Origin of the sequence: Microcoleus sp. BROC3 (assembly GCF_036702515.1) — a bacterium.
In the GTDB taxonomy this organism is placed as follows: Bacteria; Cyanobacteriota; Cyanobacteriia; order Cyanobacteriales; family Microcoleaceae; genus Microcoleus.
The window spans coordinates 43,029-64,490 of the sequence record NZ_JAUBTQ010000030.1 but is presented as its reverse complement, the minus strand read 5'-3'; the positions used below and the strand labels follow the sequence as shown (position 1 = coordinate 64,490).

The 21,462-nt window shown below is 46.5% G+C and carries 24 protein-coding genes; 16 read left to right on the top strand and 8 right to left on the bottom strand.

Translation table 11 applies throughout. The features are described from left to right. Nucleotides 1–23 precede the first annotated feature (23 nt). The 3 genes from QUB30_RS19755 to QUB30_RS19745 form a co-directional block, all read right to left on the bottom strand. Nucleotides 24–2,351, bottom strand: a complete 2,328-nt coding sequence (locus tag QUB30_RS19755) for a S8 family serine peptidase (RefSeq protein WP_333336640.1) — start codon at nt 2,349–2,351, stop codon at nt 24–26. Between the two features lie 147 nt (nt 2,352–2,498). After that, nucleotides 2,499–2,891: a transcriptional regulator gene (locus QUB30_RS19750; RefSeq protein WP_333336638.1), complete on the bottom strand. Its 393-nt coding sequence runs from the start codon at nt 2,889–2,891 to the stop codon at nt 2,499–2,501. A 162-nt stretch (nt 2,892–3,053) separates the two neighbouring features. Then, entirely contained in the window at nt 3,054–3,371 is a 318-nt protein-coding gene (locus QUB30_RS19745) for a type II toxin-antitoxin system HigB family toxin (protein ID WP_333336636.1), read from the bottom strand. A gap of 209 nt (nt 3,372–3,580) precedes the next feature. Here QUB30_RS19745 and QUB30_RS19740 point away from each other — a divergent pair, with 209 nt between their 5' ends. From QUB30_RS19740 to grxD, 3 genes are all read left to right on the top strand, one after another. Continuing rightward, the gene (locus QUB30_RS19740; RefSeq protein WP_333242832.1) at nt 3,581–4,204 is read left to right on the top strand and encodes a hypothetical protein; all 624 of its coding nucleotides are present in this window, start codon (nt 3,581–3,583) and stop codon (nt 4,202–4,204) included. 42 nt (nt 4,205–4,246) lie between these two features. Beyond that, entirely contained in the window at nt 4,247–4,507 is a 261-nt protein-coding gene (locus tag QUB30_RS19735) for a BolA family transcriptional regulator (RefSeq protein WP_333080666.1), read from the top strand. A gap of 197 nt (nt 4,508–4,704) precedes the next feature. After that, on the top strand, nt 4,705–5,028 hold the full coding sequence (grxD, locus tag QUB30_RS19730; RefSeq protein ID WP_006634036.1) for a Grx4 family monothiol glutaredoxin: 324 nt from the start codon (nt 4,705–4,707) through the stop codon (nt 5,026–5,028). Nucleotides 5,029–5,353: 325 nt separating this feature from the next. Here the strand turns inward: grxD and QUB30_RS19725 are convergent, their stop codons facing one another. Continuing rightward, nucleotides 5,354–5,602, bottom strand: coding sequence for a DUF6761 family protein (locus tag QUB30_RS19725; RefSeq protein WP_172192600.1), 249 nt, complete (start codon nt 5,600–5,602; stop codon nt 5,354–5,356). Between the two features lie 595 nt (nt 5,603–6,197). Here QUB30_RS19725 and QUB30_RS19720 point away from each other — a divergent pair. Then, the gene (locus QUB30_RS19720) at nt 6,198–6,932 is read left to right on the top strand and encodes a response regulator transcription factor (RefSeq protein ID WP_333336634.1); all 735 of its coding nucleotides are present in this window, start codon (nt 6,198–6,200) and stop codon (nt 6,930–6,932) included. 26 nt (nt 6,933–6,958) lie between these two features. On the opposite strand, the gene QUB30_RS19715 is transcribed toward QUB30_RS19720, so the two are convergent. After that, nucleotides 6,959–7,309, bottom strand: coding sequence for a 4a-hydroxytetrahydrobiopterin dehydratase (locus QUB30_RS19715; protein ID WP_333336632.1), 351 nt, complete (start codon nt 7,307–7,309; stop codon nt 6,959–6,961). A gap of 389 nt (nt 7,310–7,698) precedes the next feature. Beyond that, on the bottom strand, nt 7,699–9,066 hold the full coding sequence (locus QUB30_RS19710; protein WP_333336630.1) for an aldehyde dehydrogenase: 1,368 nt from the start codon (nt 9,064–9,066) through the stop codon (nt 7,699–7,701). A 178-nt stretch (nt 9,067–9,244) separates the two neighbouring features. Here QUB30_RS19710 and QUB30_RS19705 point away from each other — a divergent pair, with 178 nt between their 5' ends. The 3 genes from QUB30_RS19705 (at nt 9,245) to QUB30_RS19695 (ending at nt 10,865) form a co-directional block, all read left to right on the top strand. After that, nucleotides 9,245–10,165, top strand: coding sequence for a glycine betaine ABC transporter substrate-binding protein (locus QUB30_RS19705; RefSeq protein WP_333336628.1), 921 nt, complete (start codon nt 9,245–9,247; stop codon nt 10,163–10,165). A 92-nt stretch (nt 10,166–10,257) separates the two neighbouring features. Continuing rightward, on the top strand, nt 10,258–10,512 hold the full coding sequence (locus QUB30_RS19700) for a hypothetical protein (protein ID WP_333336626.1): 255 nt from the start codon (nt 10,258–10,260) through the stop codon (nt 10,510–10,512). Beyond that, nucleotides 10,506–10,865, top strand: a complete 360-nt coding sequence (locus tag QUB30_RS19695; protein WP_333336624.1) for a type II toxin-antitoxin system PemK/MazF family toxin — start codon at nt 10,506–10,508, stop codon at nt 10,863–10,865. The genes QUB30_RS19700 and QUB30_RS19695 overlap by 7 nt, the downstream gene beginning before the upstream one ends. A gap of 98 nt (nt 10,866–10,963) precedes the next feature. Here QUB30_RS19695 and QUB30_RS19690 read toward each other — a convergent pair whose 3' ends face one another. Both QUB30_RS19690 and QUB30_RS19685 read right to left on the bottom strand, forming a co-directional pair. Beyond that, the gene (locus QUB30_RS19690; protein WP_333336622.1) at nt 10,964–13,240 is read right to left on the bottom strand and encodes a bifunctional (p)ppGpp synthetase/guanosine-3',5'-bis(diphosphate) 3'-pyrophosphohydrolase; all 2,277 of its coding nucleotides are present in this window, start codon (nt 13,238–13,240) and stop codon (nt 10,964–10,966) included. Nucleotides 13,241–13,391: 151 nt separating this feature from the next. Continuing rightward, nucleotides 13,392–13,523, bottom strand: coding sequence for a hypothetical protein (locus tag QUB30_RS19685; RefSeq protein ID WP_333336621.1), 132 nt, complete (start codon nt 13,521–13,523; stop codon nt 13,392–13,394). A 171-nt stretch (nt 13,524–13,694) separates the two neighbouring features. Between QUB30_RS19685 and patD the strand changes: the two genes are divergently transcribed. From patD to QUB30_RS19640, 9 genes are all read left to right on the top strand, one after another. After that, nucleotides 13,695–14,093, top strand: coding sequence for a heterocyst frequency control protein PatD (gene patD, locus QUB30_RS19680; protein ID WP_333336619.1), 399 nt, complete (start codon nt 13,695–13,697; stop codon nt 14,091–14,093). A gap of 45 nt (nt 14,094–14,138) precedes the next feature. Further along, nucleotides 14,139–14,726 (top strand): zf-TFIIB domain-containing protein, encoded by a 588-nt coding sequence (locus QUB30_RS19675; protein WP_333336617.1) that lies wholly within the window; start codon nt 14,139–14,141, stop codon nt 14,724–14,726. A gap of 279 nt (nt 14,727–15,005) precedes the next feature. Next, the gene (locus tag QUB30_RS19670) at nt 15,006–16,679 is read left to right on the top strand and encodes an ABC transporter ATP-binding protein (protein ID WP_333336615.1); all 1,674 of its coding nucleotides are present in this window, start codon (nt 15,006–15,008) and stop codon (nt 16,677–16,679) included. A 161-nt stretch (nt 16,680–16,840) separates the two neighbouring features. Next, nucleotides 16,841–17,914 carry an RNA polymerase sigma factor, RpoD/SigA family gene (locus tag QUB30_RS19665; RefSeq protein ID WP_333336613.1) on the top strand — a complete coding sequence of 358 codons (1,074 nt, stop codon included), beginning with the start codon at nt 16,841–16,843 and terminating at the stop codon, nt 17,912–17,914. 171 nt (nt 17,915–18,085) lie between these two features. Then, the gene (locus tag QUB30_RS19660; RefSeq protein ID WP_333336692.1) at nt 18,086–18,586 is read left to right on the top strand and encodes a GNAT family N-acetyltransferase; all 501 of its coding nucleotides are present in this window, start codon (nt 18,086–18,088) and stop codon (nt 18,584–18,586) included. 214 nt (nt 18,587–18,800) lie between these two features. Beyond that, a complete protein-coding gene (locus QUB30_RS19655; RefSeq protein ID WP_015178896.1) occupies nt 18,801–19,007 on the top strand; it encodes a hypothetical protein in 207 nt (68 codons plus the stop codon). Nucleotides 19,008–19,381: 374 nt separating this feature from the next. Then, nucleotides 19,382–20,377 carry an AEC family transporter gene (locus QUB30_RS19650; protein ID WP_333336611.1) on the top strand — a complete coding sequence of 332 codons (996 nt, stop codon included), beginning with the start codon at nt 19,382–19,384 and terminating at the stop codon, nt 20,375–20,377. A 197-nt stretch (nt 20,378–20,574) separates the two neighbouring features. Next, complete coding sequence (locus QUB30_RS19645) at nt 20,575–20,949, top strand: DUF433 domain-containing protein (RefSeq protein ID WP_333336608.1); 375 nt, start codon at nt 20,575–20,577, stop codon at nt 20,947–20,949. Next, the gene (locus QUB30_RS19640; protein WP_333336607.1) at nt 20,946–21,341 is read left to right on the top strand and encodes an ACP S-malonyltransferase; all 396 of its coding nucleotides are present in this window, start codon (nt 20,946–20,948) and stop codon (nt 21,339–21,341) included. Before QUB30_RS19645 ends, QUB30_RS19640 begins: the two co-directional genes overlap by 4 nt. Nucleotides 21,342–21,462: the final 121 nt, after the last annotated feature.

Sequence of the window (21,462 nt, the reverse complement as noted above, 5' to 3'; positions counted from 1 at the left end):
TCCTCACGAGGAACCTATTGCCCTTAGACAATGTAGGGAGAATCGATCGCCTTTGCCCGATTAATCGCCACCAATGTCTGGTAAATCAAAGCCGAAATCTCAGCGCGGGTAATATCCCGCTGCGGCGAAAGCCAATCGCGGGAAGGATAATTAACCACAATCTTCAAAGCAGTTGCTGTGGCGATCGCACTTAAAGCAAAATTAGGAATTTGAGAACGATCGATGTAAACTTTCAAAGAATCAGGATTCCCGCCCTTAAGTTCCAAACCGTTAACCAAAGACACGATCGCCTCACTCTTAGTCAAATTCTGATTCGGGCCGAACTTCAACCCCGGAAACCCCGCCAAAAACCCCCCCCGATTTGCCCGTTCGATCGCACTTCTCGCCCAAAAAGTAGCAGAAACATCAATAAAATTTGTAGCCGGCACCCTCGGAATCGGACTAAACGCACTCACCAACAGCGCCGCATATTGAGCGCGGTTTAAACTGTCATCAGGCCGAAAAGAACCGTCAGGAAAACCGCTAATTATATTCGCCGCAGCCAAAGCTTCAATAAACTTCTGTGCCCAATGTCCAGAAATATCGCTGAACACCGCACCGCCGATATTCGGATTGCCGCCGCCCTTTCTCACCGCAGCTTGCACAGCTTTAAAAGCATTCACTTTCCCGTAACCAAACCAATCGCTGCGGTTGTTGTTAGGATCGTAATTTCCCAGGCGATTGCCCAACTGGGGATCGGGATCGAGATCGACAATTTTTTCAGCAGTTTGTTCGAGAATTCCCCGCACTTCCCGCGCCGTCAAACGGGGGTTAGCCGAAAGTATCAACCCTGCAACCCCAGCGACTACTGGAGTGGCGCTGGAAGTACCGCCAAAAGTATCAGTATAGTCCCCCCAGTCGTAGCCCCGATCGCCCACTCGATCGGCAGTAAACACCCCCAAACCTGGCAAATACTGCGTCACCTCCGGCGGCGTGCCGATAAATCCGGTTTCGGGCAGCCAGGTTCCCGGCGGTGCGTTGTTGCTGGGGGCGCAAACCGAGATGCTGCTGCCCCAATTGCTGTAGGCTGCTTTTTTGTTGAGGGAAGTGGAAGCGCTGACGGCAATTACGTCGGGGTGAACGGCAAATCCGTTTAGCCATCTAGTTTGACCCTCCACGACGTTGTTGGGCCAGCCTTTCTCGTTAACAGTACCGTTGACTGGGCGGTTGGCATTCCCCGCAGCGAACAGAATAACGCAGCCTCTGCCGCCCCGCCCTTGGGTTGCTGCTTTGGTGATAACGGCACTCTGCCGCAGGGAAAGGGGATAGTAAACTGCAGCAGGCCCCCAACTGCAAGAAATGACGGCGGCACCTTTTTCGATCGCCCAATTAAATATTTTTTCGACAGAATTGTCATCGAGAAAACCACTGGCGCGGATCGGCATCAGGGCGCATCCGGGGGCGACGCCGACAATGCCTTTGCCGTTTTCTTCAGCAATGGCGACGCCGGCACAACTTGTGCCGTGGTTGTCTGAGTCTGCGACTGGCATCGGGGAAGTGTCGCCATCTTTGAAATCGATGGGTGAGACGATTTTGCCTTGGCCTTGAAAATCTGGGTGGGTGATGTCAACTGCATCGTCGGCGATCGCAATTACGATCGATCGAACTCCGCGAGTCATGTCCCAAGCTGGTTCTGCATAAATTTGAGCACCGCCGACAAGTTGGTTGCCGCCTTTGTTGTTGAGATACCACTGTTTGGGATAAAGCGGATCGCGGGGCGTGTAATGCTGCTGCGTCTCTACTAAAATGTTTGGTTCCGCTACGAGAACTTCTGGATATCTTGTCAGGCGGTTGGCAATTTTGATCGGGTTTTCTGTTGCTTGTTTTGTGACTTCGCAGACGAAAGTGTTGGGAATTCCTTCTACTGGCCGGACTATTTTTAAAGCTGCTGCATTGGCGATCGCATTTCGCGATTGTTCGTCTACTTGTTCCCCAAATTGAATGGTAATTTGGTCTGTCAGATAAAAGAATGTACTCGGATTGTTGGCGGGGCAATAGACGTGGCTGGCAAAAGCTACGGCATCGCTGGCGCGGGCTGCTTGCATTGCTGCTTCTAGGCTAGAGGGCGCAACGAGATATTCTTCGAGATTGCTTTGGCCGACGCGACGGTTGAGTTTTGCCCCAGTTGTTGCAGCCCAATCGTTTGAGGCTGATGCTGTTGATGAGGGGCGAACTGTAAAGCGATCGTCCGCTTTTGAGAGCAGCAATTCGTCGCCGCCGCGCTGCAAAATCACTGCCAGACTTTCATCGGGGACTCCAATTCCTTGATAGTTTTGTAAGGTATTTGCGGAAAGTTCGATCGGTTGTGTCATCAGAAATGCCTTTGTTTAATTTTAATCCAGTCTTACTATATTCTCAAGAACAGGCAGGATGCCTGTTCCACAAAAACTGAATTTTCTTGTGGGGTGGGCTTCTAGCCCGCCCGTAAAAGGCTTATTAACAATGATTCAGCAAATCCCTCAAATAAACACGCTAGGATTAACATTAAAAAATTCTCCCAGCGCCTTAGCTTGCGCCTTGCTAATCGCCCGTTTCCCATTAACCACCTCAGAGACTACTCCTTTGGAACCAATCACGCCCACTAAATCGGCTTGTTTGAGTTCGCGAACTTCGATGAGATGCAATAGAACATCCCGGGGAGTCGCTTCTGGGATTGGGTAATACTTGGCTTCGTATTCTTCGATCAACAGAGCCCAGAGGCTCAGTAAAGTTTCTTCTTCTAATGTTAATTCTTCCTGAGACATCAGAGATTCTACTTCTGCGAGGGCAATATCGTAATCTTCTTCGTTCAGGATGGGCTTAGGCTGCGATTTCGCCAGTAGTTGACCGTAAGCTGTTTTTTCAATTGTCATATTCATGGTTCATTCAATTGTTTAATTAGACATGGTTTTTAACTAGAATGTGGGTGTTTGTTTCTCGACCTCCTGCTTTTGACGATTGATTGGTGTAAATATTTTTAATTTGTTAAATAGATCCGGTAATCTGTATTAATTCCCGATATGCTTAGGTAGAATTTAACTTATTTTTATTTTGACTTCTTCTTCATTGTCCCAGTTAATTTTGCTATATTCGGCATGAGTTAAGAACTGCTGAAAATATATAATTTTGCTTTTGTATTTAACTTGTACAATTAATCGATACTGATTGCCTTTAATATTAAAGATGGTATATCCACAGACTTGATCGACCGATCGCGAATATCCGTTTCGCACATCTTCTAGGGATTGCCAATCGTTGTCTTGGATTAGCTGGTACCAGGATTCGATCGCACTCTGGGCATCCGGGTAGGGTTCGATCGCACTCAGAAGATTTTTCTTAGAAATCAGTCTCATAGATCGTTTCTCAACTACCATTCTATCTTCTCATTTTGAGAACAACCAGTCAAGTCTCTACTTAATTTTTCCTAAAGAACCTTTTGCCCGATCGCGCACCCTTTGACATTTCAACAAATTTGGTTTACACTTAGCCGGTTGCGATCGCCAATGGTAAGATCGGCTCAAGCTAAATATTTTTTTAAAGCGCACAGGCGCAAAGTAATTTCATGGTATACTCTGGAACTGTTTGCTGGCTTCGCTCCACTGCCCGGATTACGATCGGGGCGATCGCAGCTTTTACCCTGTTGCAACCGCTCCAAGTCCAAGCACAACAACCTTCTGCGCCAGAGAACCAACCGCAAGTCGAACCCGCCGACGACCCCACAGACCCCAACAATCTCCGCCCTCTGACGCAAGACAGCAGCTTGCTGAGCGTCCAAGGAGGCCAGCGTTTGATGACAGAAGCCAGCAGTGCTATTTCCAATCAGAATTACGCACTCGCCAGTCAAAAACTCCAAGAATCCCGCCAGATTTTCAATCAACTCTCCAACTTCTACCAACAACTGGGTAGCAGTTTTGCCGGAATTGACATCCGCTTGGCCGAAAGCCACCGCACCAAAGCTGTAGAAACAGCCCAAATGCGCGACGAAGCTACCTACCGGCTGGCGTTGGTACACCGGGCGCAAAATAAGCCCGAACTGGCTGTGCCCCTGCTGATTCAGATTATTCGATCGCAGCAGCCAACTCGCGACTTGGGCAAGAAAGCTTACCAGCAGTTACTGGAATTGGGTTTTGTGGATGCGCCCTATCCCCGGCCTGCCAGCAGTCAACCGAGCTCATCGACAAAATAGTTCCACTAAAATCTCAATTACAGCCGTTTATCAGAGAAACCAATGGTTACACCGTCTCAAGTAGCAGAAATGATTAAGGCAGGGTTGCCCGACGCTAAAATACAAGTTGACGATTTGACTGGCGGCGGCGACCACTACCAGGCGAGAGTAGTCTCTGCCGCTTTTGAAGGAAAAAGCCGAGTACAGCAGCACCAAATGGTTTACGGCGCTCTCAAACAGGCAATGGCTAGTGAAGCCATCCACGCTTTGGGCTTGGAAACTTTAACTCCTGCAGAATGGGAAGCTAAGAATCAAGTTGCTTAATTGTTGAGTTGCTAGTGGCTATCACACGTTTGTGCTCGTGTCAAGAGTTGCTTGAAATACAACTGCTCCACTTACGCACAAAAAAAAAATCCGGTTTTTTAACTGGAATCTATAGCTGTAACGAAAGATTTTCGTAAAAAACGCGGTTTCTGCGTCAGTCAACGTTTAAAAATTTTCAAACAATATTAGGACCTACAATGAGTACAACAGCACATCAAAGAATAGACGAGTTGGTTAAGCAAAACAAAATCATGGTGTTTATGAAGGGCAATAAGTTAATGCCCCAGTGCGGTTTTTCTAATACTGTGGTGCAAATTCTCAATACTTTGGGAGTGCCTTACGAAACTGTTGATGTTTTGGCAGACCAGGAAATTCGTCAAGGCGTTAAAGAGTATTCCCAATGGCCGACAATTCCCCAAGTCTATATCAACGGGGAGTTTATTGGCGGCTCGGATATTATGATCGAGATGTATCAAAAGGGCGAATTGCAAGAAGTTGTAGAAGTTGCTTTGGCTTCTTAAATAAAACGAAGGGAAAGGACAAAGAAAGTTTTGAGTTTTGAGTGTTGAATTGTCAGTTTCAAATTGTGAGTTACAGACTTAAAAAATCTTAGTTCGGAACTCAAAACTTTCCCAAAATTCTAACTTTAACAACAGTAGGGCGGACACGATCCGCCCTACTAAACATCAATTTTGAAACTACAGCTTGCCACTTCCTGACTGACTCTTATACCAAAACCGGATTTTCTGACCCCTTCAATCATTCTGGTAGTAGCTGTTAGTATCAAAAAAGGCAATTACCCATTACCCAATAATAATCAGCAGATTTATTAAACCGAAGTTGGTATTAATAGTAGTCTGATTCAGTTTGTGTCTGTGGCATTGCAAAATTAGAGGGGTCGTGAATGTAACGCGCTGCTTCTTCCTCTAGTCTGTGAATCAGATAGGGTTCCAGACCGTTGGAATGTCGCAGGGCTGCTAAATAGCCATCTAAGTAAAGCCGCAGGTCATCGAAGCGATAACCTCTATTCCACATCTCGACGAGGGCGTCGGTGAGTTTTTGGTAGTGCCGGATTGTTTGGGTGTCTTGTAGCATGGTGTGAGGTTGAAATCCTTTGTGGTTTGTATAATGACGGCGGGATTTAGCAAAGGCCTCGATTGATGCTGAGTGGATCAGCTTGAGGCTATTTCTAAATAAAAGTTTTTACCCTGCTCAACAGGCTACCCTCCATAAAAAATTTCACTCGTTGCAATGCAGTTGCTCGACTTTTTTCGCGCACCTAGATAATTCGCCGTGCGTTTAATTGAGTCGGGATGTTGCTGAATTTTGCGGTCAAAGTGGCTGAGTATTCCGGCTACCGAGCGAACGGTTGGAGGAATTCTAGTTTCACTTGCCCGATTTGTCAACCTCCTGGGAGTAGGCGCCTGGTCGGGGGGTTCGGTTTTGGCAGGCGGTTGGGGCATGGGGTCGATCGGCTGTACACTGTCTTATTTTCATTGTAAGATCATCGACCGAATGATTTAACCTTTCTGCGGACTGAGCATCCCAAATTGACCAAATCTGTAAAATTCTTACTCTCGATGTATTCACGCCTTGAAATGGAGCTAATGCTTGAGTAGCAATGGTTACAAAACCTTGACAAAAGCTCTGTTAACCTGGTAGCCATTAGTGATAAGGGAAGCTCGCCTCTGTGGGATCTGCAAGTATTTCAATTATTGAAGGGAATCCGCACCTGCGATCGCTCTTGGGCTGGCATCTACAGCAAGTCGGTCACTGGGTGCACCAGTCAGCGGATATCAGTCACGCTAGGGAAATATTTTTCAGCCGCCAGCCAACCCTAGTGATTCTGGATGCCCAATTGCCGGATGGGGACGGTTTGGAATTTTGCCGCTGGCTGCAACAGCAGCAGCAGTCGCTGATTTTGATGCTGTCGGCGAGAAATTCGGAATCGGATATTGTTGAAGGTTTGAACGCGGGGGCAGACGATTACCTGACTAAACCGTTTGGGATGCAAGAGTTTATGGCTAGGGTGGAGGCTCTGATGCGCCGCAACCGCACGATGATACCGCCGGCGACGCTCGATTGCGGACTGCTGAAAATTGATTTGGTGCACCGCCGAGTGAGGTTGCACGAGGAACATATCGAGTTGACTCCCCAGGAATTCAGCCTGCTGTACGTGCTGGCTCAAGCTGGAGGAGTCCCGCTGTCGCGCTCGGATTTGCTGCTGCGGGCCTGGCCCGATGCTATTGATAACCCCCGGACGATCGACACTCACGTACTCTCTCTGCGTAAAAAAATCGAAATCGACCCGCGACAGCCGAGCCTAATTCAAACTGTACGGAATGTCGGCTACCGGCTGAATCTGGAGTTGTTGAAGGCGAATCAAAGGTATTCACCGCTGGTACCCGGAGCTGTAAGTTCTTAAACTATTATCGGCTGATAAGTCTGATTTTATGTTGGGAATTGATTGGCGATCGCATCTGTTTTCGCCGCCATAATAAAGTCATTGCGGTGCAGTCCAGAAATCGCGTGAGTCCACCAAGTAACGGTAACTTTTCCCCACTCGGTTAACAGTGCGGGGTGATGTCCTTCGGTTTCTGCTGCTTCGCCAACGCTGTTTGTAAAGGCGATCGCACTTTTGAAATCCGGGAATTTGTAGGTGCGTTCTAACTGGGGAATGCCATTTTTTTCGATAAAATCCCAGTCTGGAATTTGAGATTTGAGTTGGACAATTTCGTAAGCTGTGACGCGGGGAGAGTTTTGGCGGCAGGCGGCACACCGTTCTTTTGATAGAGGTTCCATAAATGGCTTGTTATCGAGAAGATGCTAAAAGACATTATAGACATTTCTAATGTGAATTATTTGGGACGGGGCAACAGTCCTTTAGGAGTGACATCTTGCACCATTTTCAATAATATTTTTATGGGCGGGTTCTCCTGCCCGTGAAGCGAGAAATTCACTCTTCGCTTAACAGGCCCGAAAGCCTGTTAAGCGAGAATGGTGCAAGATGTGAGTTAAGAGTTACGTAGACATTGTGATGGAAATCGTTCATAAAACAGATGAGCAATCCTTGAAAAATTCTGGAAATTATCGTTCACCGTGAAATCGCTTAACCGATAATATCAGGAAGGGGGCGGGTTGATTTGGCTATCTCGCTTATATTGTAAACCCGCCCCTGCAAGTGCGATCGCTCAACCGATAACTTTCTTAATCAAATCCAACTTACCTAGATAGGGAGCGTAGCGCCATTTTAAGTCAAGTAAAAATGACTTTTGCAGAACGCTTTTTTGATGCGAAAAAGTGTCAAAACTTGCTTTGCCGTGATAGGTGCCGATGCCGCTGTCGCCAACTCCGCCAAAAGGTAAACTTGTTACTCCGACTTGCATAACCGTGTCGTTGAGACAAACTCCCCCCGAAGAAGTTTCCCGCAAAACTCGCTCTTGTTTCTCTTTATCCTTCGAGAACAAATACAAAGCTAAAGGTTTGGGACGGGCGTTGATTTGGGCGATCGCCTCCCCCAAATCATCATACTCCAAAACTGGCAAAATCGGCCCGAAAATCTCATCCTTCATCACAGGCGCATCCCAGGAAACCTTGTCGAGAACCGTCGGTGCAATATATTTATCTTCGGGGTTTGTTTGACCGCCGACGACCACTTCTCCGTCTTTGATAAACTCTGCCAAACGTCCTAAATGATGCTGATTGATAATTCGGGAATAGTCAGGACTTTGCTGCGGATCGTCGCCGTAAAATCCGTGAATTGCTGTTTTAATTGCCTGCATCAAATCCGGTTTAACTTTTTTATCAACTAACAGGTAATCTGGAGCGATACAAGTTTGACCGGCATTGATGAATTTGCCCCAGGCAATGCGTTTAGCCGTGTATTCAACTTGAATATCTGAGTCTACAATGCAAGGACTTTTGCCGCCCAATTCTAATGTGACAGGTGTCAGGTGTTTGGCGGCGGCTTCCATGACTATTCTACCGATTTTTGTGCCGCCTGTAAAGAAGATGTGATCGAATTTTTCTGCTAATAATTGTTGGCTGATTTCGACTCCTCCTTCGACGGCTGCTACGTAGGCGGGATCGAAGGTTTTGGTAATCATGTCGGCGACAACTGCCGACGTGTGCAAGGCGATTTCAGAAGGTTTGAGGATGGCGCAGTTGCCGGCGGCGATCGCCCCGACTAAGGGTGATATCATTAGCTGAAATGGGTAATTCCAAGGCCCGATGATTAAAACTACGCCCAAAGGTTCTGGGTAAATGCGGGCCGATGCTGGGAATTGATCGATCGAAGTAGGCACTTTTTTCGGCTTTGCCCACGATTTAACGTTTTTGATGGCATAATTAACTTCTGCGATCGCACCAATTTCAAAATAAGCCTCGTACTCCGGCCTGTTCAAATCAGCCTTGACAGCATCCACAATCCGTGATTGATTGGAAACGATCGCACTTTTGAGATTCTTGAGTTGTTCGATCCGAAAATCCACATCTTTAGTTTTCCCAGTCGCAAAAAATTGCCGCTGCTGCTGGATAATATCGCTGACGCTGATTACCATTTTTTGTCCTCCATGTCTATAAATAAATGTTACAACAGGAAAACGAAACTTGGGTAAAGTGCGATCGGTGTTCGATCCCCGACTTCTTCAAGAAGTCGGGGATCTTGGCTTTACAAATCATTGAGAAATGCTATAAATTAGAAGCTAATAATTGTGAAACTGACAACGGAGTTCGCTTATGAAAATATCTAAGAAAGATTTTTTTTTCTGTTCCTGCTGGCTGCTTTGTTTGTTTGCAGTAGCAGGATGTACCTCTAGTTCCGAAAAGCGAGTTGTCATCTGCTCGAAAGACTTTACCGAACAAGTCATTCTCGCAGAAATTTTAGCACGCCATATCGAAGCTAAAACAGATATCAAAGTAGAACGCGAACTGAATCTCGGAGGCTCGCTTTGCCATCAATCCCTAACAGCAGGTAAAATCGACTTGTACGTCGAATACACGGGTACTGCTTACGCCAACATACTCAAACAAAAACAGATTTCTGACCCCAAAAAAGTCCTCGATTACCTCAAACAAGAATATCCCAAACAGTTTAAAGCAGAATGGACGGAACCGCTGGGATTTAATAACAGTTTTGCGATTATTGTGCGGGGAGATCAGGCTAAAACACTCAATTTACAAACTCTCTCGCAACTTGGGAAAGCTGCACCTAACCTCCGGGCTGGTTTCGGCCCAGAATTTAACGAGAGAGAAGATGGATTTCCCGGATTGGCTAAAACTTACGGGATTAAATTTAGAGAAGAACCGAAGGAATTGCTGTTAGGATTGCTTTATCAAGCGCTGCAACAAAAAGAAGTAGATGTGATTGCTGGTAATACGACAGACGGTTTGATTCAAAGTTTGGGTTTAGTAGTGCTGAAAGATGACAAGAACTATTTCCCGCCCTACGAAGCAGTTCCGGTTGTGCGAGCGCAAATTTTGGAAAAATACCCGGAATTGCGTCAACTCCTCGCAGAATTGGGCGGTAAAATCTCCGAGGAAGATATGCGGAAACTAAACTATCAAGTTGACGGGAAACAGCAGGAAGCCGGACAAGTGGCGCGGGAGTTTTTGCAGCAAAAGTTGGGCGTGTCAAAGCCAGTCGCTCCGGCGAAATAAAGAGTTTCATTGTTCTGCCTGTTTGCTGAACCGTATTGTGGTTAGCTTATACTATTAGTTAGACTCATATAAATAAATGAAGGTATAAAGCTATGACAACTGTCAAAACTGCTATCTCATTGCCAGCATCTTTATTTGAACAAGCCGAAACATTAGCTGGCGAAATGCAAATTTCGCAGAGTTTTTTGATCGAAATAGCCCTTGAAGAATTTATCCGCCGCCGCGAAAATCAACAAGTGTTAGAAAAAATTAATGCTGCTTGCGAAGCACCTCTCTCTGAAGAAGAACAAGTTTTGCTTCGCAAGATGAGTCGCTCTCATCGCAGGCTGGTGGAAGGCGAATGGTAATAAATCAAGGTGATATTTTTTGGATAGAACTTGATGAGCCTTCTGGTTCAGAACCCGGTTATCTCCATCCCCATGTAATCATTCAGAACAATTTATTCAATCGTTCTCGCATTAATACGGTTTTTGTTTGTGTGCTTACTTCAAATCTCAGACGGGCTAATTCACCAGGAGGAAATGTTTTGTTAGAAGCAGGAGAAGCTAATTTACCAGAACAGAGTGTTGTTAACGTATCGCAGATTTTGACGATCGATAAATCTCAGTTAGGTGAGAAAATTGGCACACTCTCGGTCGATCGAGTTCGTCAAATTCTTGATGGAATTAGGCTGGTAGTTGAACCTCGCGAAGCTGAGTAAAACTTTCCTTAGCCTTTTAAATTTTATTGGGCTTAACGTCTTGGCAGCGAGCGATAGGGTGCGCCCAGCGCACCCTAAAATACAGTTAGGCTGTCCTCCTAATTCACTTCACTCAGCCTGCGCAAATTCAAAATATCGCTCATCTTTTTAATTTGCATACAAGTCCGCTCGAACTGTTCCTTATCCTCAATATCCATGCACAAGTCAATTAATGCGGGCAAACCGGGATAGGTTTTTACTTGAGCGCTGCGGACGTTCACTTTGTTGTCCTTCAAATGCGATAAAACATCATTGAGAACTCCGACTCGATCGAGGGCTTCAATTTGAATGTTAACAGCATAAGTATTCGGGCGGCTAGCATTGCGATCGCTCGAATTCCAACTCACGGGAACCAACCGATCGCCCGGTACGCTTTCAACATTTGAACACCCTTGCCGGTGAATCGAAATTCCGCGAGTGCGAGTCACAACTCCAATAATTGCTTCGCCGGGAATCGGACAGCAACAGCCGGATAAATGGTACAGCAATCCCTCTACACCTGCGATCGGCGATTTGCTCGGAGACGAACTCGGTACTGGTTTGGGTGCCGTCGATGCAGGTATTAGCTGGGGCAATTCCTGTCCTCCTCCGGGAGCAGCTTCAATTTTTTGCTGCACTTTTACTAAATCTCGCAGTCGATTTACTACGAGATTTAGAGTGACTTCCCCGTAGCCCAAACCGGCGATTAAATCTTCGACGCTGTGGTAGTTGCAGCGCTGAGCCACCGACTGCATCGGTTCAGATTTCAGCAAAGATTCTAAGCCGTTTTTACCTAATTCTTTTTCCAGCAATTCGCGCCCCCGAGCGAGGTTTTCATCTCGGTGCGATCGCTTCAACCACTGACGAATTCGGTTTTTTGCTCCGTTTGTCTTGACAAAATTCAGCCAGTCGGAACTCGGATGACCATTTTTTTGGGTCAAGATTTCTACAATATCGCCGTTCTTTAAAACCTTGTCTAGTGTTACCATTCGCCCGTTTACTCTGGCACCGGTGCAGCGATTGCCAATTTCTGTGTGAATGCGGTAAGCAAAATCTACGGGAGTTGACCCGCTATTGAGAGCAATTACGTCTCCGTTAGGAGTAAAAACGTAAATATCTTCGTCGAATAAGTTGTCCTTAATGCTTTGTAAATATTCCTGATCGTCTTTGAGGTCGCTTTGCCATTCTAGGAGTTGCCGCAGCCAAGTAAATTTTTCGTCGTCGCCGGTGACTTTTGTGTTGCTAGAACCGCCGGTTTCTTTGTATTTCCAGTGCGCGGCAATGCCGTATTCTGCAATGTGGTGCATGGCTACGGTGCGAATTTGCACTTCGATGGGGCGGCCGCTGGTTCCGATTACTCCGGTGTGCAAAGATTGATAGCGATTCGCTTTTGGTAAACCGATATAATCTTTAAAGCGGCCCGGAATCGGGCGGAAAGAATCGTGGACGATCGCCAAAGCGCGATAACAGTCATCATTGCTTTCTACTATGATCCGCACCGCAGCAATATCGTACACTTGCTTAAACCCTTTTTGTCGGCGCTGCATCTTCCCATAAATCCCGTACAAATGTTTGGGACGGCCGCTGACTTCATAGCATTTAATACCTAAATTGTCAAGCCTTTCTCGCAAACTATCTGTGACTTCTGCGAGTTGAGTTTCTCGATCGGCCCGCTTCTCGGCCACCAATTCCTGAATTTCGCGGTAAGCTTCCGGTTCTAGGTATTTAAACGCTAAATCTTCCAATTCCCACTTAAAGCGCCCGATACCCAAACGGTTTGCTAGAGGAGCAAAAATCTCTCGGGTTTCTAGGGCAATAGTGCGCTGCTTTTCTTCGGACAAATGCTCCAAAGTCCTCATGTTGTGCAGCCGGTCTGCCAGTTTGACGACAATGACGCGAATATCTTTAGCCATTGCTAGGAACATTCGGCGGAAATTTTCAGCAAGGCGCTCTGTTTTGCTGGAAAAATTAAACTTAGAAAGCTTGGTGACACCTTCAACCAACTGTCGCACTTCCGGGCCGAATCGCTGTTCTATTTCTTCGAGAGTAATGTCTGTATCTTCAACAATGTCGTGGAGGAAACCGGCGGCAATCATGGCGCTGTTGCCACCCATATACCGGAGGATTCCAGCGACAGCTACCGGATGACAAATATAAGGTTCTCCGGATTTGCGGTACTGTCCTTCGTGCAAGTCGCGGGCAAATTCAAAGGCCCGACAAATTAAGCTGTTGTCAGTCGAACAATGGGGGTTAGGACCCCCATCAGGCTGCGATGGAGCATTCAGGCATTCTTGCAGCCAATCGGGAACTACAGCAGGATCGATCGAAGGAGAGGGAGTCAGAGTGTTCGCGTTCATGGGGTACACCTTTAAAACTTAGAAATACAAATGGTTAAAAGCCGGTTTCCGGTTGAATTGCCGAAATTATGTGTTTAGCTATACTAAACTAATTGAATGCCACAATTTGCAATTCAAAAAAATAGTCGATTTTTTTGTTAACTATACCTATCTAATTGCGAGTCGCCCCCCCTCGCAGGTAGGAAAATATAGTGACACCACTGCCGCCGCCGCAGTCTGTAGCTCGGGTAAAATAAGCATATTTTGGCGGTAGCATTTGAGGTAGCGGGCGATCGGCATTCACAGGCAACGCTAAACTAAAAGCATGAGCCAGGAGGGTCTAGTCAGGGCAGCCAATCAAAAAAAGTTCTCCAAAAACAGGGAATTGCTGCAAAAACGCACGGCTTCCCTCAATACGAGCAAACTTTAAGCAAGAATCTACTTTGATTATAAATACAAATTTGTTTACAAAATCATGATATTGTCCGAAGACCGCCGCCAGTGCTACCAAGAATTACAGCAAGCACTAGAACAACTACAAAGAACTGCTGCACAGAATAATCTGGATCGGGCCGCGCTGGCGATCGAATACAGAAAAGTGCAACAATTTTTCGGAAACCAAATTATGAGAGCCCACAGCGGTGAGTTAGACGCCTCAGAAACACCCCCAGAGCAGTCCTATTTGACGGAAATTCACAAGCAACTGCGGTTATTGGGGACAGATGTCACGTTTTTGCAAGCGTCGCGCCAGCCAGCGACAGCAGAGGCGAGGCAAACTGCGGCGATCGCGCGGCTTAACACGCTAATTGGCTACTGCGGCGCGCTGCTGCAAAAAAATTCTGGTTCTTCAGGGCCCGCCCAGATACAGAATTAATAATTGAATTAACAGGGAATTGAGAAGGCAAGGAGAAATAAAGCGGTGGAATGTCCAAAATGTAAACATCCCAACTTAGAAGGCGGCACCTTAGCCGGCAGCATGTCGGTGCAGTGGTGTCCGAACTGTTACGGTATCTGGATTCCAGGCAGAGAATACGAAGCTTGGCAGAAAGAGCAGAGCCAGTGGTACAACAAATCTCAGAAGCCAGAGGCGACGACAGGGACTCTCGGCATAGAATTCACGCCGTCTCCCTACGACAGCAAAGCAGCGCTGTGTCCCGAAGACGGTCACTATTTGTCCCGGGCGAAAGTTCCCTTCAGCAGAGTGCCCTTTTACATAGAGCGCTGTATGTTGTGCGGGGGCATTTGGTGCGATAACGGCGAGTGGGACATTCTCGAAAGTCTGGGATTCTACACCGAGATTGACAAGATGTTTTCTCCCAATTGGCAAGCTAAGGCCCGCGTGCAAGAACTCGCCTCTCGGGAACGTCAAGTGCTGACTGAGAAACTGGGGCCGGACATCGCCGGATATGTGTTGGAACTCGCAGAAGTTTTAGCAGACCATCCTCACGCAGATTGTGCGGCTACTTACATACTGCGAAGAGCTGAGTTGAAGCGAAGGGAAATTTAGTCAGTTGATGGTTGTCAGTTGTTAGTCGCTAGTTGTTAGTTGTTAGTAATCGGTTGCTCGGCGAATAATGTACTAATAAAAGCTTGGTTGGTAGCCCGTTTTATTTGTATTTACAAACAGCAAATCATTTTATTGCTAATAACTAATAACGTTTGAAGGCTTACTAATAGTTAAAAACTAATAGCAACTATATACTGACAATTAAACAACAATTAAATCACCACTAACAACTGACTCATCACAACAGACCACTGACTAAGGACTAAGGACTAATGACTAATGACTAATCACTCTTCTCTATTTTCCGTTGAAAATCTGCGAGTAGCTTATCCTCAGCGGCGGGGCCAATCCGGTTGGGCCGTTGACGGGGTTTCGCTGACGCTGAAACCGGGGGAAAAGCTCGGATTAGTTGGGGAGTCTGGGTGCGGCAAGTCAACTTTGGGAAGGGCAGCGATGCGGTTGTTGCCGGATTCGACGCTGATTGAGGGACGAGTTAGTTTTGCTGGAGAGTCGGTGTTTGAGATGAATGCCTCTCGACTCAGACAGTTTCGGGGCGAAGCTGTGGCATTGATTTTTCAAGATCCGATGACTCGTCTCGATCCTTTGATGACTGTGGGGGAACACTGCATTGAGACTTTGCAAGCTCACATACCGAATTTGGATCGCAAGCAAGCTAAGAAACGGGCGATCGACATTTTGGAAGCTGTGAAAATTCCCGCGTCTCGCTGGTCGCAATTTCCCCACGAATTTAGCGGCGGAATGCGGCAAAGAGTAGCAATTGCTTTGGCTCTTTTGCTCGATCCCAAATTAATTGTGGCCGACGAACCGACTACAAGTTTGGACGTAACTGTAGCAGCCCAGATTTTGCAGGAATTAACCCGACTTTGCGAGGAACGGGGAACGGCTATTTTGTTGATTTCTCACGATTTGGCGATGGTGGCTGAGTATTGCGATCGCATTGCGGTGATGTACGGCGGCAAAGTCGTAGAAACAGGGCCGGTGAAAAACGTTTTTGAACAGCCGCAGCACGAATATACTCGATCGCTCCTCAAAGCAGCTTTGCACATTCAAGCCGATTCTGACAAAGGGTTAGCATTCGAGGAAATCACGACTGAAGTCGTTACTGCAAACTCAACAAATTCGCCTCTTTTGACCGTAACCAATTTGCAGCAACACTACAGTTTAGAAAGCAATTTATTAGATCAGTTGTTTTCCAGGAATCGCCAGGTAATTAAAGCAGTAGACGGCGTTAGTTTAGAGCTACAACGGGGAGAAACCCTAGGGCTGGTGGGGGAGTCCGGCTGCGGGAAAAGTACCTTGTCACGCACGATTTTGCAGCTAATTACCGCGACTGGTGGCAAAGTTGAATTTCAAGGAATAGATATAACTGCCCTAAACCGCGATGCTGTGAGGAAGCACCGCCGCGAAATGCAAATGATCTTTCAAGACCCCCACGCTTGCCTGAATCCGATGATGACTGTCGGGCAAAGTATTGCTGACCCTTTGTTTATTCACAAATTAGCTAATGCCAGCGAAGCTAAAAAACAAGTAATCCAAATGTTAGAGCGGGTGGGTTTAACTCCAGGGGAGGATTTCTTTCGCCGCTATCCGGGGGAACTGTCGGGAGGTCAACAGCAGCGGGTTTCGATCGCCCGCGCTTTAATTACTCGCCCGCAACTGATAATTTGCGACGAACCCGTGAGTATGCTGGATGCCAGCGTGCAGACTCAAGTTTTAGAGCTGATGTTGGAGTTGAAGCAGGAATTTAATTTGACTTATCTGTTTATTACGCACGATTTGTGGGTGGCGAGATTTTTTTGCGATCGCATTGCGGTAATGAATGCTGGAAAAATTGTTGAAATCGGTAAGACTAGGGATATTTTTACTAATCCCCAGCACCCTTACACTCAGCAATTATTGCAGGCAGCTCCTTTACTGGCTCGGACTCAATAAAAAGGTCTAAAATTGGGGCGAACAGATACTAAAATTGGGGCGAACAGATACCAGCCACTAAAATCACTCACCGGCTTCTAGATGGATTTCGGAAATTTCGGGTTAAATTGGTTAAAGTTAAGGGATACTTTTCAAATCATCCCACCGACACCAAGCACCATATGGCAGAATCTGACCTAGGCAGTTTTGCGGTGGCACCCGAAGCCTCATTCGCAATCGCAGAGGATGAGGACACCGAGATCGATCGTCCGACGGTAACTCGATCGTCAGCATACAACAACTGGTCTGCCGACGATCCCGTGGGAGCTTTGTTCAAGGAAATGGCTCGCTATCCTCTACTGACTGCCGCCGAAGAGGTGGAGTTGGCGCGCCGCGTTCAAGAATTGGTAGCCCTGGATGAACTAGAACAGCGTTTGCAGCAGGAATTAGACAGAGTGCCGACAAAAGCTGAACTCGCAGCGGCTTTGGGAGTGAGCGAAACTCAACTGCAACAGCTTCGCCACCAGTGTCAGTCGGCGAAACGAAAAATGATCAGCTCGAATTTGCGCTTGGTGGTTTCGATTGCCAAACGCTATCTCAATCGGGGCGTGCCTTTTCTCGATTTAATTCAGGAAGGAGCTTTGGGTTTGAATCGAGCGGCCGAAAAGTTCGATCCGGAGAAGGGTTACAAGTTTTCTACTTATGCCTATTGGTGGATTCGCCAAGGAATTACCCGGACAATTGCCAATCAAGGGCGAACGATTCGCTTGCCGGTTCACATTGTCGAACAGTTAAATAAGCTCAAAAGAGTTTATCGGGATTTGAGGCGTTCTCTTCAACGCAATCCCACTGAAACTGAACTTGCTAGAGAAATGGAAGTTACTTGCGAACAGCTTCGCTACCTCCAGCAAGTACGCCGGCAATCTTTGTCTCTCAACCACCGCATCGGCTCGGAAGAAAGTTCGGAACTTTTGGATGTTCTTGAAGATAACGCGACGCAATCTCCCGAAGCTCAGATGAATGAGATGATGATGCGCCAAGATATTTTGGAGGTGTTGGACAGTATTTTGACTGAGCGGGAAAAAGAGATTGTTGCTATGCGTTACGGTTTGCTGACCGGCGAACCTTATACTTTAGAAGAGGTCAGCAGTTTGTTCAATTTGTCCCGCGAACGAGTCCGTCAAATTCAAAATAAGGCAATGCGAAAGCTGCGCCGCCCTCAAGTGACGGAACGATTGAAGGGCTGGTTGAAATAAGCTAAAAAAAATAGATTTGGCATTTTGAAAAACCTTAAAATTATTGTGGGGGACACTCCGACCCCGCCGTAAATATGCTGATTCAAGTTGCAAAAGCTTAATTAAAAATTACCAATAAAAAATGTCTTGATGTGGTATTTTTAATTGTTGATTGTCGCGTACTACTTATTTATGTGTTCTGAGGTAATTTTGCGCCCAGCTACCCGCGCCGACGTGCCGGTGCTGTTTGATTTGATTAAAGCTTTAGCTGAATACGAGAAATTATCTCATGCCGTTACTGGCAACGCCGTTGATTTGGAGCATCATTTGTTTGGCGATCGACCTTTTGCTGAAGCGATTTTAGCGGAGTGCGAAGGTCGAGTTGTGGGCTGGGCGCTGTTTTTTTACAATTATTCTACTTTTTTGACTCAGCCGGGAATTTATTTGGAAGATTTGTTCGTGCTGCCTGAGTTTCGAGGGCGGGGAATTGGCAAGTCTTTGATAGTTTATTTAGCGCAGTTGACGGTTGAAAGGGGCTGCGGGCGTTTGGAATGGAGTGTTTTGGATTGGAATGAATTGGCGATCGGATTTTACAAGGGTATCGGTGCTGATGTGATGCCCGACTGGCGGATTTGCCGGGTTGCGGGCGAGTCTTTGGCAACTTTGGCATCGAAACAATTCAGGGCGGGCTAGAAGCCCAACCCCTACTCCCCACAAAAAATTCATCTGTTGTGGAACAGGCCGGAAAGCCTGTGTGTAGAACAGGCCGGAAAGCCTGTGTGTAGAACAGGCCGGAAAGCCTGTTAAGCTAAAATGCCACACTCCGGTTAATTAATACCGACCTACTTAATTGACAAAAATATAGGAAAATTTAAATAACAGTAGATTTTGATTGAGAGAGTAAATCGTGATTATTTGGGTAAACGAGCAAATCGATCCGTCGGGCATTCTTTATTCTTGCATTGCTTGTTGCGATGAGACTCAAGCGAAGGATTGCCACGAATCTTTTGAGCAGAATTTGACGGCAGAGCAAAAACAGCAGGGCTGGGTTGCTACTTTGCGGACTGTTAGTTCTTGGGATGAGGTGCCTGTTAATGCTTTGAAATTGAATTGATGAGTGCAACTCATTAGCAGCTTTAGCCTCACCGTATTTCCATTCGAGCGAAACGGCAGGAAAACGCAGGACATCTGTTGGGAAAAAGTAAGATAACTCGATCGCACATTTGTCAAATTAACAGAGTTTTTGTGAATGTGAAGGTAAAAAGCTGCAATCATTCCGGGCTGCAAGTCTGAGGATTGTGCCCTCCAAGGTGCGGGAATTTGGGCAACAATTTTCGGATCGGCAGTGCTGCGAACACGCTAAGGCGAAAAAGCGGGCAAGTGCGATCCTCTTCGAGGACTCCGCTAACGACAATTCGCATTTCTTAAACTGATTTTAGCATTATTATTAATAGATAAAGGCATTTCAAATTGTCTAGTTAAATTTTTATGATTGAAACCTTATTTCACGCTTATACCCCTCTAGTTATCTGGACGGGCTTGGGACTGCTGCTGTTTCGGTACATCCCAGTTAATTTTCCCAAGCTGCTGAGCCACTTTCTTTTCTGGATTGGGATACCGCTGCAAATTCTAGTTTTAGCCCGTAAAAGCGATTTTTCGGGGGCTGTGGGATTCACGCCGGCGATCGCCATATTCGTGTTATTTCTGAGTACGAGTTTAGCTTGGTTGACTTGGCTGTTATTGCGCAGGCTGAGTGCGGCCCACGTTAAAAAGCCATCTTTTCAGGGCAAAAATTCTCTGGTTAATTTATTTCTGTTAAATGTAAATTCCTTGAAGCGATCGAGCCAAGGTAGTTTTATCCTAGCTGCAATGTTAGGGAATACCGGCTTTGTCGGATTAGCAATCACCCCCGCTCTCATCAGCACCGATAACAATAACTGGGCTGTCTTGTACAGCGTCACTAACAACGTTATTGGAACTTATTGTTTCGGTGTATTTATTGCTAGCTATTTCGGGAATTCCGCACAAAAAAATCACTGGTGGACTCAGCTCCGGGACGTGGTGACAGTTCCCGCCCTGTGGGCATTTTTAATTGGTTTTTTCACCAGAAATATCCCCCTGCCCGAGACAGTGGAATCGGGTTTGCAGGTATCAGTTTGGATGGTAATTGCCAGTGCTTTGCTGCTGGTTGGCATCCGGCTGAGGTCTATTAAGAAATGGGAAAGTTTTGAACTGGCGTTAATCCCGTCGCTGTTAAAAGTGGTAATTGTGCCTGTGCTGATCGGATTGGGTGCTAGTTATTTCGGATTGAGCGGCGATCCGAGGTTGGTGTTGGTGTTGATGTCGGGAACGCCCACAGCTCTTTCCGTGCTGATTTTAGCAGAAGTCTACGAGCTCGATCGCGATTTGTTAGCTAGCAGCATCGCCATCACTTCCGTCGGTTTACTGTTGATGCTTCCCCTTTGGTTAGCTGGGTTTAGTTGAAGTTGGACGATAGCGTGGGAGTTAGAAACCGGGTTTCTTCTCAAAATCTCGGTAAGGATGCGTAAATTATCGCAGAAACCCGGTTTCTGGGATTTGGATCGCATTACTAAAACAGGAAATAAACCCAACACTAATGATTATTGCAAGACTTTTGAGAGTAGGTCTAATATAGAAATAACTTCTAGGAGGTTAGAGGCATGACAAGCATATCCGACGAACAAACAGCTATCATCCGTACAGAAAGAGGACTGACGATCGCAGGTACGCGCATCACTATCTACGACATCATGGACTATGTGACGGCTCAATATCCGCCTAAGTTTATCAGAGGATTGTTTGACCTTACAGAGGAACAAATTAATGCGGCTTTAGCTTATATCGAGGCAAATCGCGCCACCGTTGAAGCCGAGTATCAAATGGTTCTTAAGGAAGCTGAGGAACTGCGGCTGTATTATGAAGAAAAAAATCGCGATCTGATTGCCCGAATTGCCGCCCAACCACCCAAACCTGGTGAAGAAGCTATTCGAGCAAAACTTCAAGCAGCAAAAGCAAAACTTAAGTCTCAGCCATGAATTTTTTGGTCGATCATAATTTGAAAGGACACGCCGTACTTTTCTCAGGTAGCATTGTGAGTAGTGGCTGGCTAGATTGGGTGTTCATTCGATTTATCACCTTTGACGAAGTGAGTGTGCCGATCGATAGTGACGATCGGGTAGTTTGGCGGTTTGCTCAATCAAACCACATGATTTTATTGACCGCCAATCGGAGTATGAAGGGCGATAACTCTCTAGAACAAGTGATGCGCGAGGAAATTACTTCTACATCATTACCCGTGATTACTATTGGCGATGCTGACCCCTTGTTGAATGACTCTGAATATCGGCAGCGTTGTGCAATTCGTCTGGTTGAAATTGTGATTGATATTAATACTTATATGGGTGTAAGTCGCCTTTTCATCCCATGAAGTGCGGTCGAGGTTGTTGAAGAGGTGCGATCGCCCTTCTTCTGCTACTGGGTAGGAGAGGGGAGGGGGGAGCGCTATTAACTGTCAGTTGGCGAGCGATATTGCTGATAGTTACAGTTTA

Bases quoted from the DNA above. Each gene is read 5' to 3' on its own strand.
- QUB30_RS19755 (WP_333336640.1), bottom strand. From the start codon at position 2,351: ATGACACAACCGATCGAACTTTCCGCAAATACCTTACAAAACTATCAA.
- QUB30_RS19750 (WP_333336638.1), bottom strand. From the start codon at position 2,891: ATGACAATTGAAAAAACAGCTTACGGTCAACTACTGGCGAAATCGCAG.
- QUB30_RS19745 (WP_333336636.1), bottom strand. From the start codon at position 3,371: ATGAGACTGATTTCTAAGAAAAATCTTCTGAGTGCGATCGAACCCTAC.
- QUB30_RS19740 (WP_333242832.1), top strand. From the start codon at position 3,581: ATGGTATACTCTGGAACTGTTTGCTGGCTTCGCTCCACTGCCCGGATT.
- QUB30_RS19735 (WP_333080666.1), top strand. From the start codon at position 4,247: ATGGTTACACCGTCTCAAGTAGCAGAAATGATTAAGGCAGGGTTGCCC.
- grxD (WP_006634036.1), top strand. From the start codon at position 4,705: ATGAGTACAACAGCACATCAAAGAATAGACGAGTTGGTTAAGCAAAAC.
- QUB30_RS19725 (WP_172192600.1), bottom strand. From the start codon at position 5,602: ATGCTACAAGACACCCAAACAATCCGGCACTACCAAAAACTCACCGAC.
- QUB30_RS19715 (WP_333336632.1), bottom strand. From the start codon at position 7,309: ATGGAACCTCTATCAAAAGAACGGTGTGCCGCCTGCCGCCAAAACTCT.
- QUB30_RS19710 (WP_333336630.1), bottom strand. From the start codon at position 9,066: ATGGTAATCAGCGTCAGCGATATTATCCAGCAGCAGCGGCAATTTTTT.
- QUB30_RS19705 (WP_333336628.1), top strand. From the start codon at position 9,245: ATGAAAATATCTAAGAAAGATTTTTTTTTCTGTTCCTGCTGGCTGCTT.
- QUB30_RS19700 (WP_333336626.1), top strand. From the start codon at position 10,258: ATGACAACTGTCAAAACTGCTATCTCATTGCCAGCATCTTTATTTGAA.
- QUB30_RS19695 (WP_333336624.1), top strand. From the start codon at position 10,506: ATGGTAATAAATCAAGGTGATATTTTTTGGATAGAACTTGATGAGCCT.
- QUB30_RS19690 (WP_333336622.1), bottom strand. From the start codon at position 13,240: ATGAACGCGAACACTCTGACTCCCTCTCCTTCGATCGATCCTGCTGTA.
- patD (WP_333336619.1), top strand. From the start codon at position 13,695: ATGATATTGTCCGAAGACCGCCGCCAGTGCTACCAAGAATTACAGCAA.
- QUB30_RS19670 (WP_333336615.1), top strand. From the start codon at position 15,006: ATGACTAATCACTCTTCTCTATTTTCCGTTGAAAATCTGCGAGTAGCT.
- QUB30_RS19665 (WP_333336613.1), top strand. From the start codon at position 16,841: ATGGCAGAATCTGACCTAGGCAGTTTTGCGGTGGCACCCGAAGCCTCA.
- QUB30_RS19660 (WP_333336692.1), top strand. From the start codon at position 18,086: ATGTGTTCTGAGGTAATTTTGCGCCCAGCTACCCGCGCCGACGTGCCG.
- QUB30_RS19650 (WP_333336611.1), top strand. From the start codon at position 19,382: ATGATTGAAACCTTATTTCACGCTTATACCCCTCTAGTTATCTGGACG.
- QUB30_RS19645 (WP_333336608.1), top strand. From the start codon at position 20,575: ATGACAAGCATATCCGACGAACAAACAGCTATCATCCGTACAGAAAGA.
- QUB30_RS19640 (WP_333336607.1), top strand. From the start codon at position 20,946: ATGAATTTTTTGGTCGATCATAATTTGAAAGGACACGCCGTACTTTTC.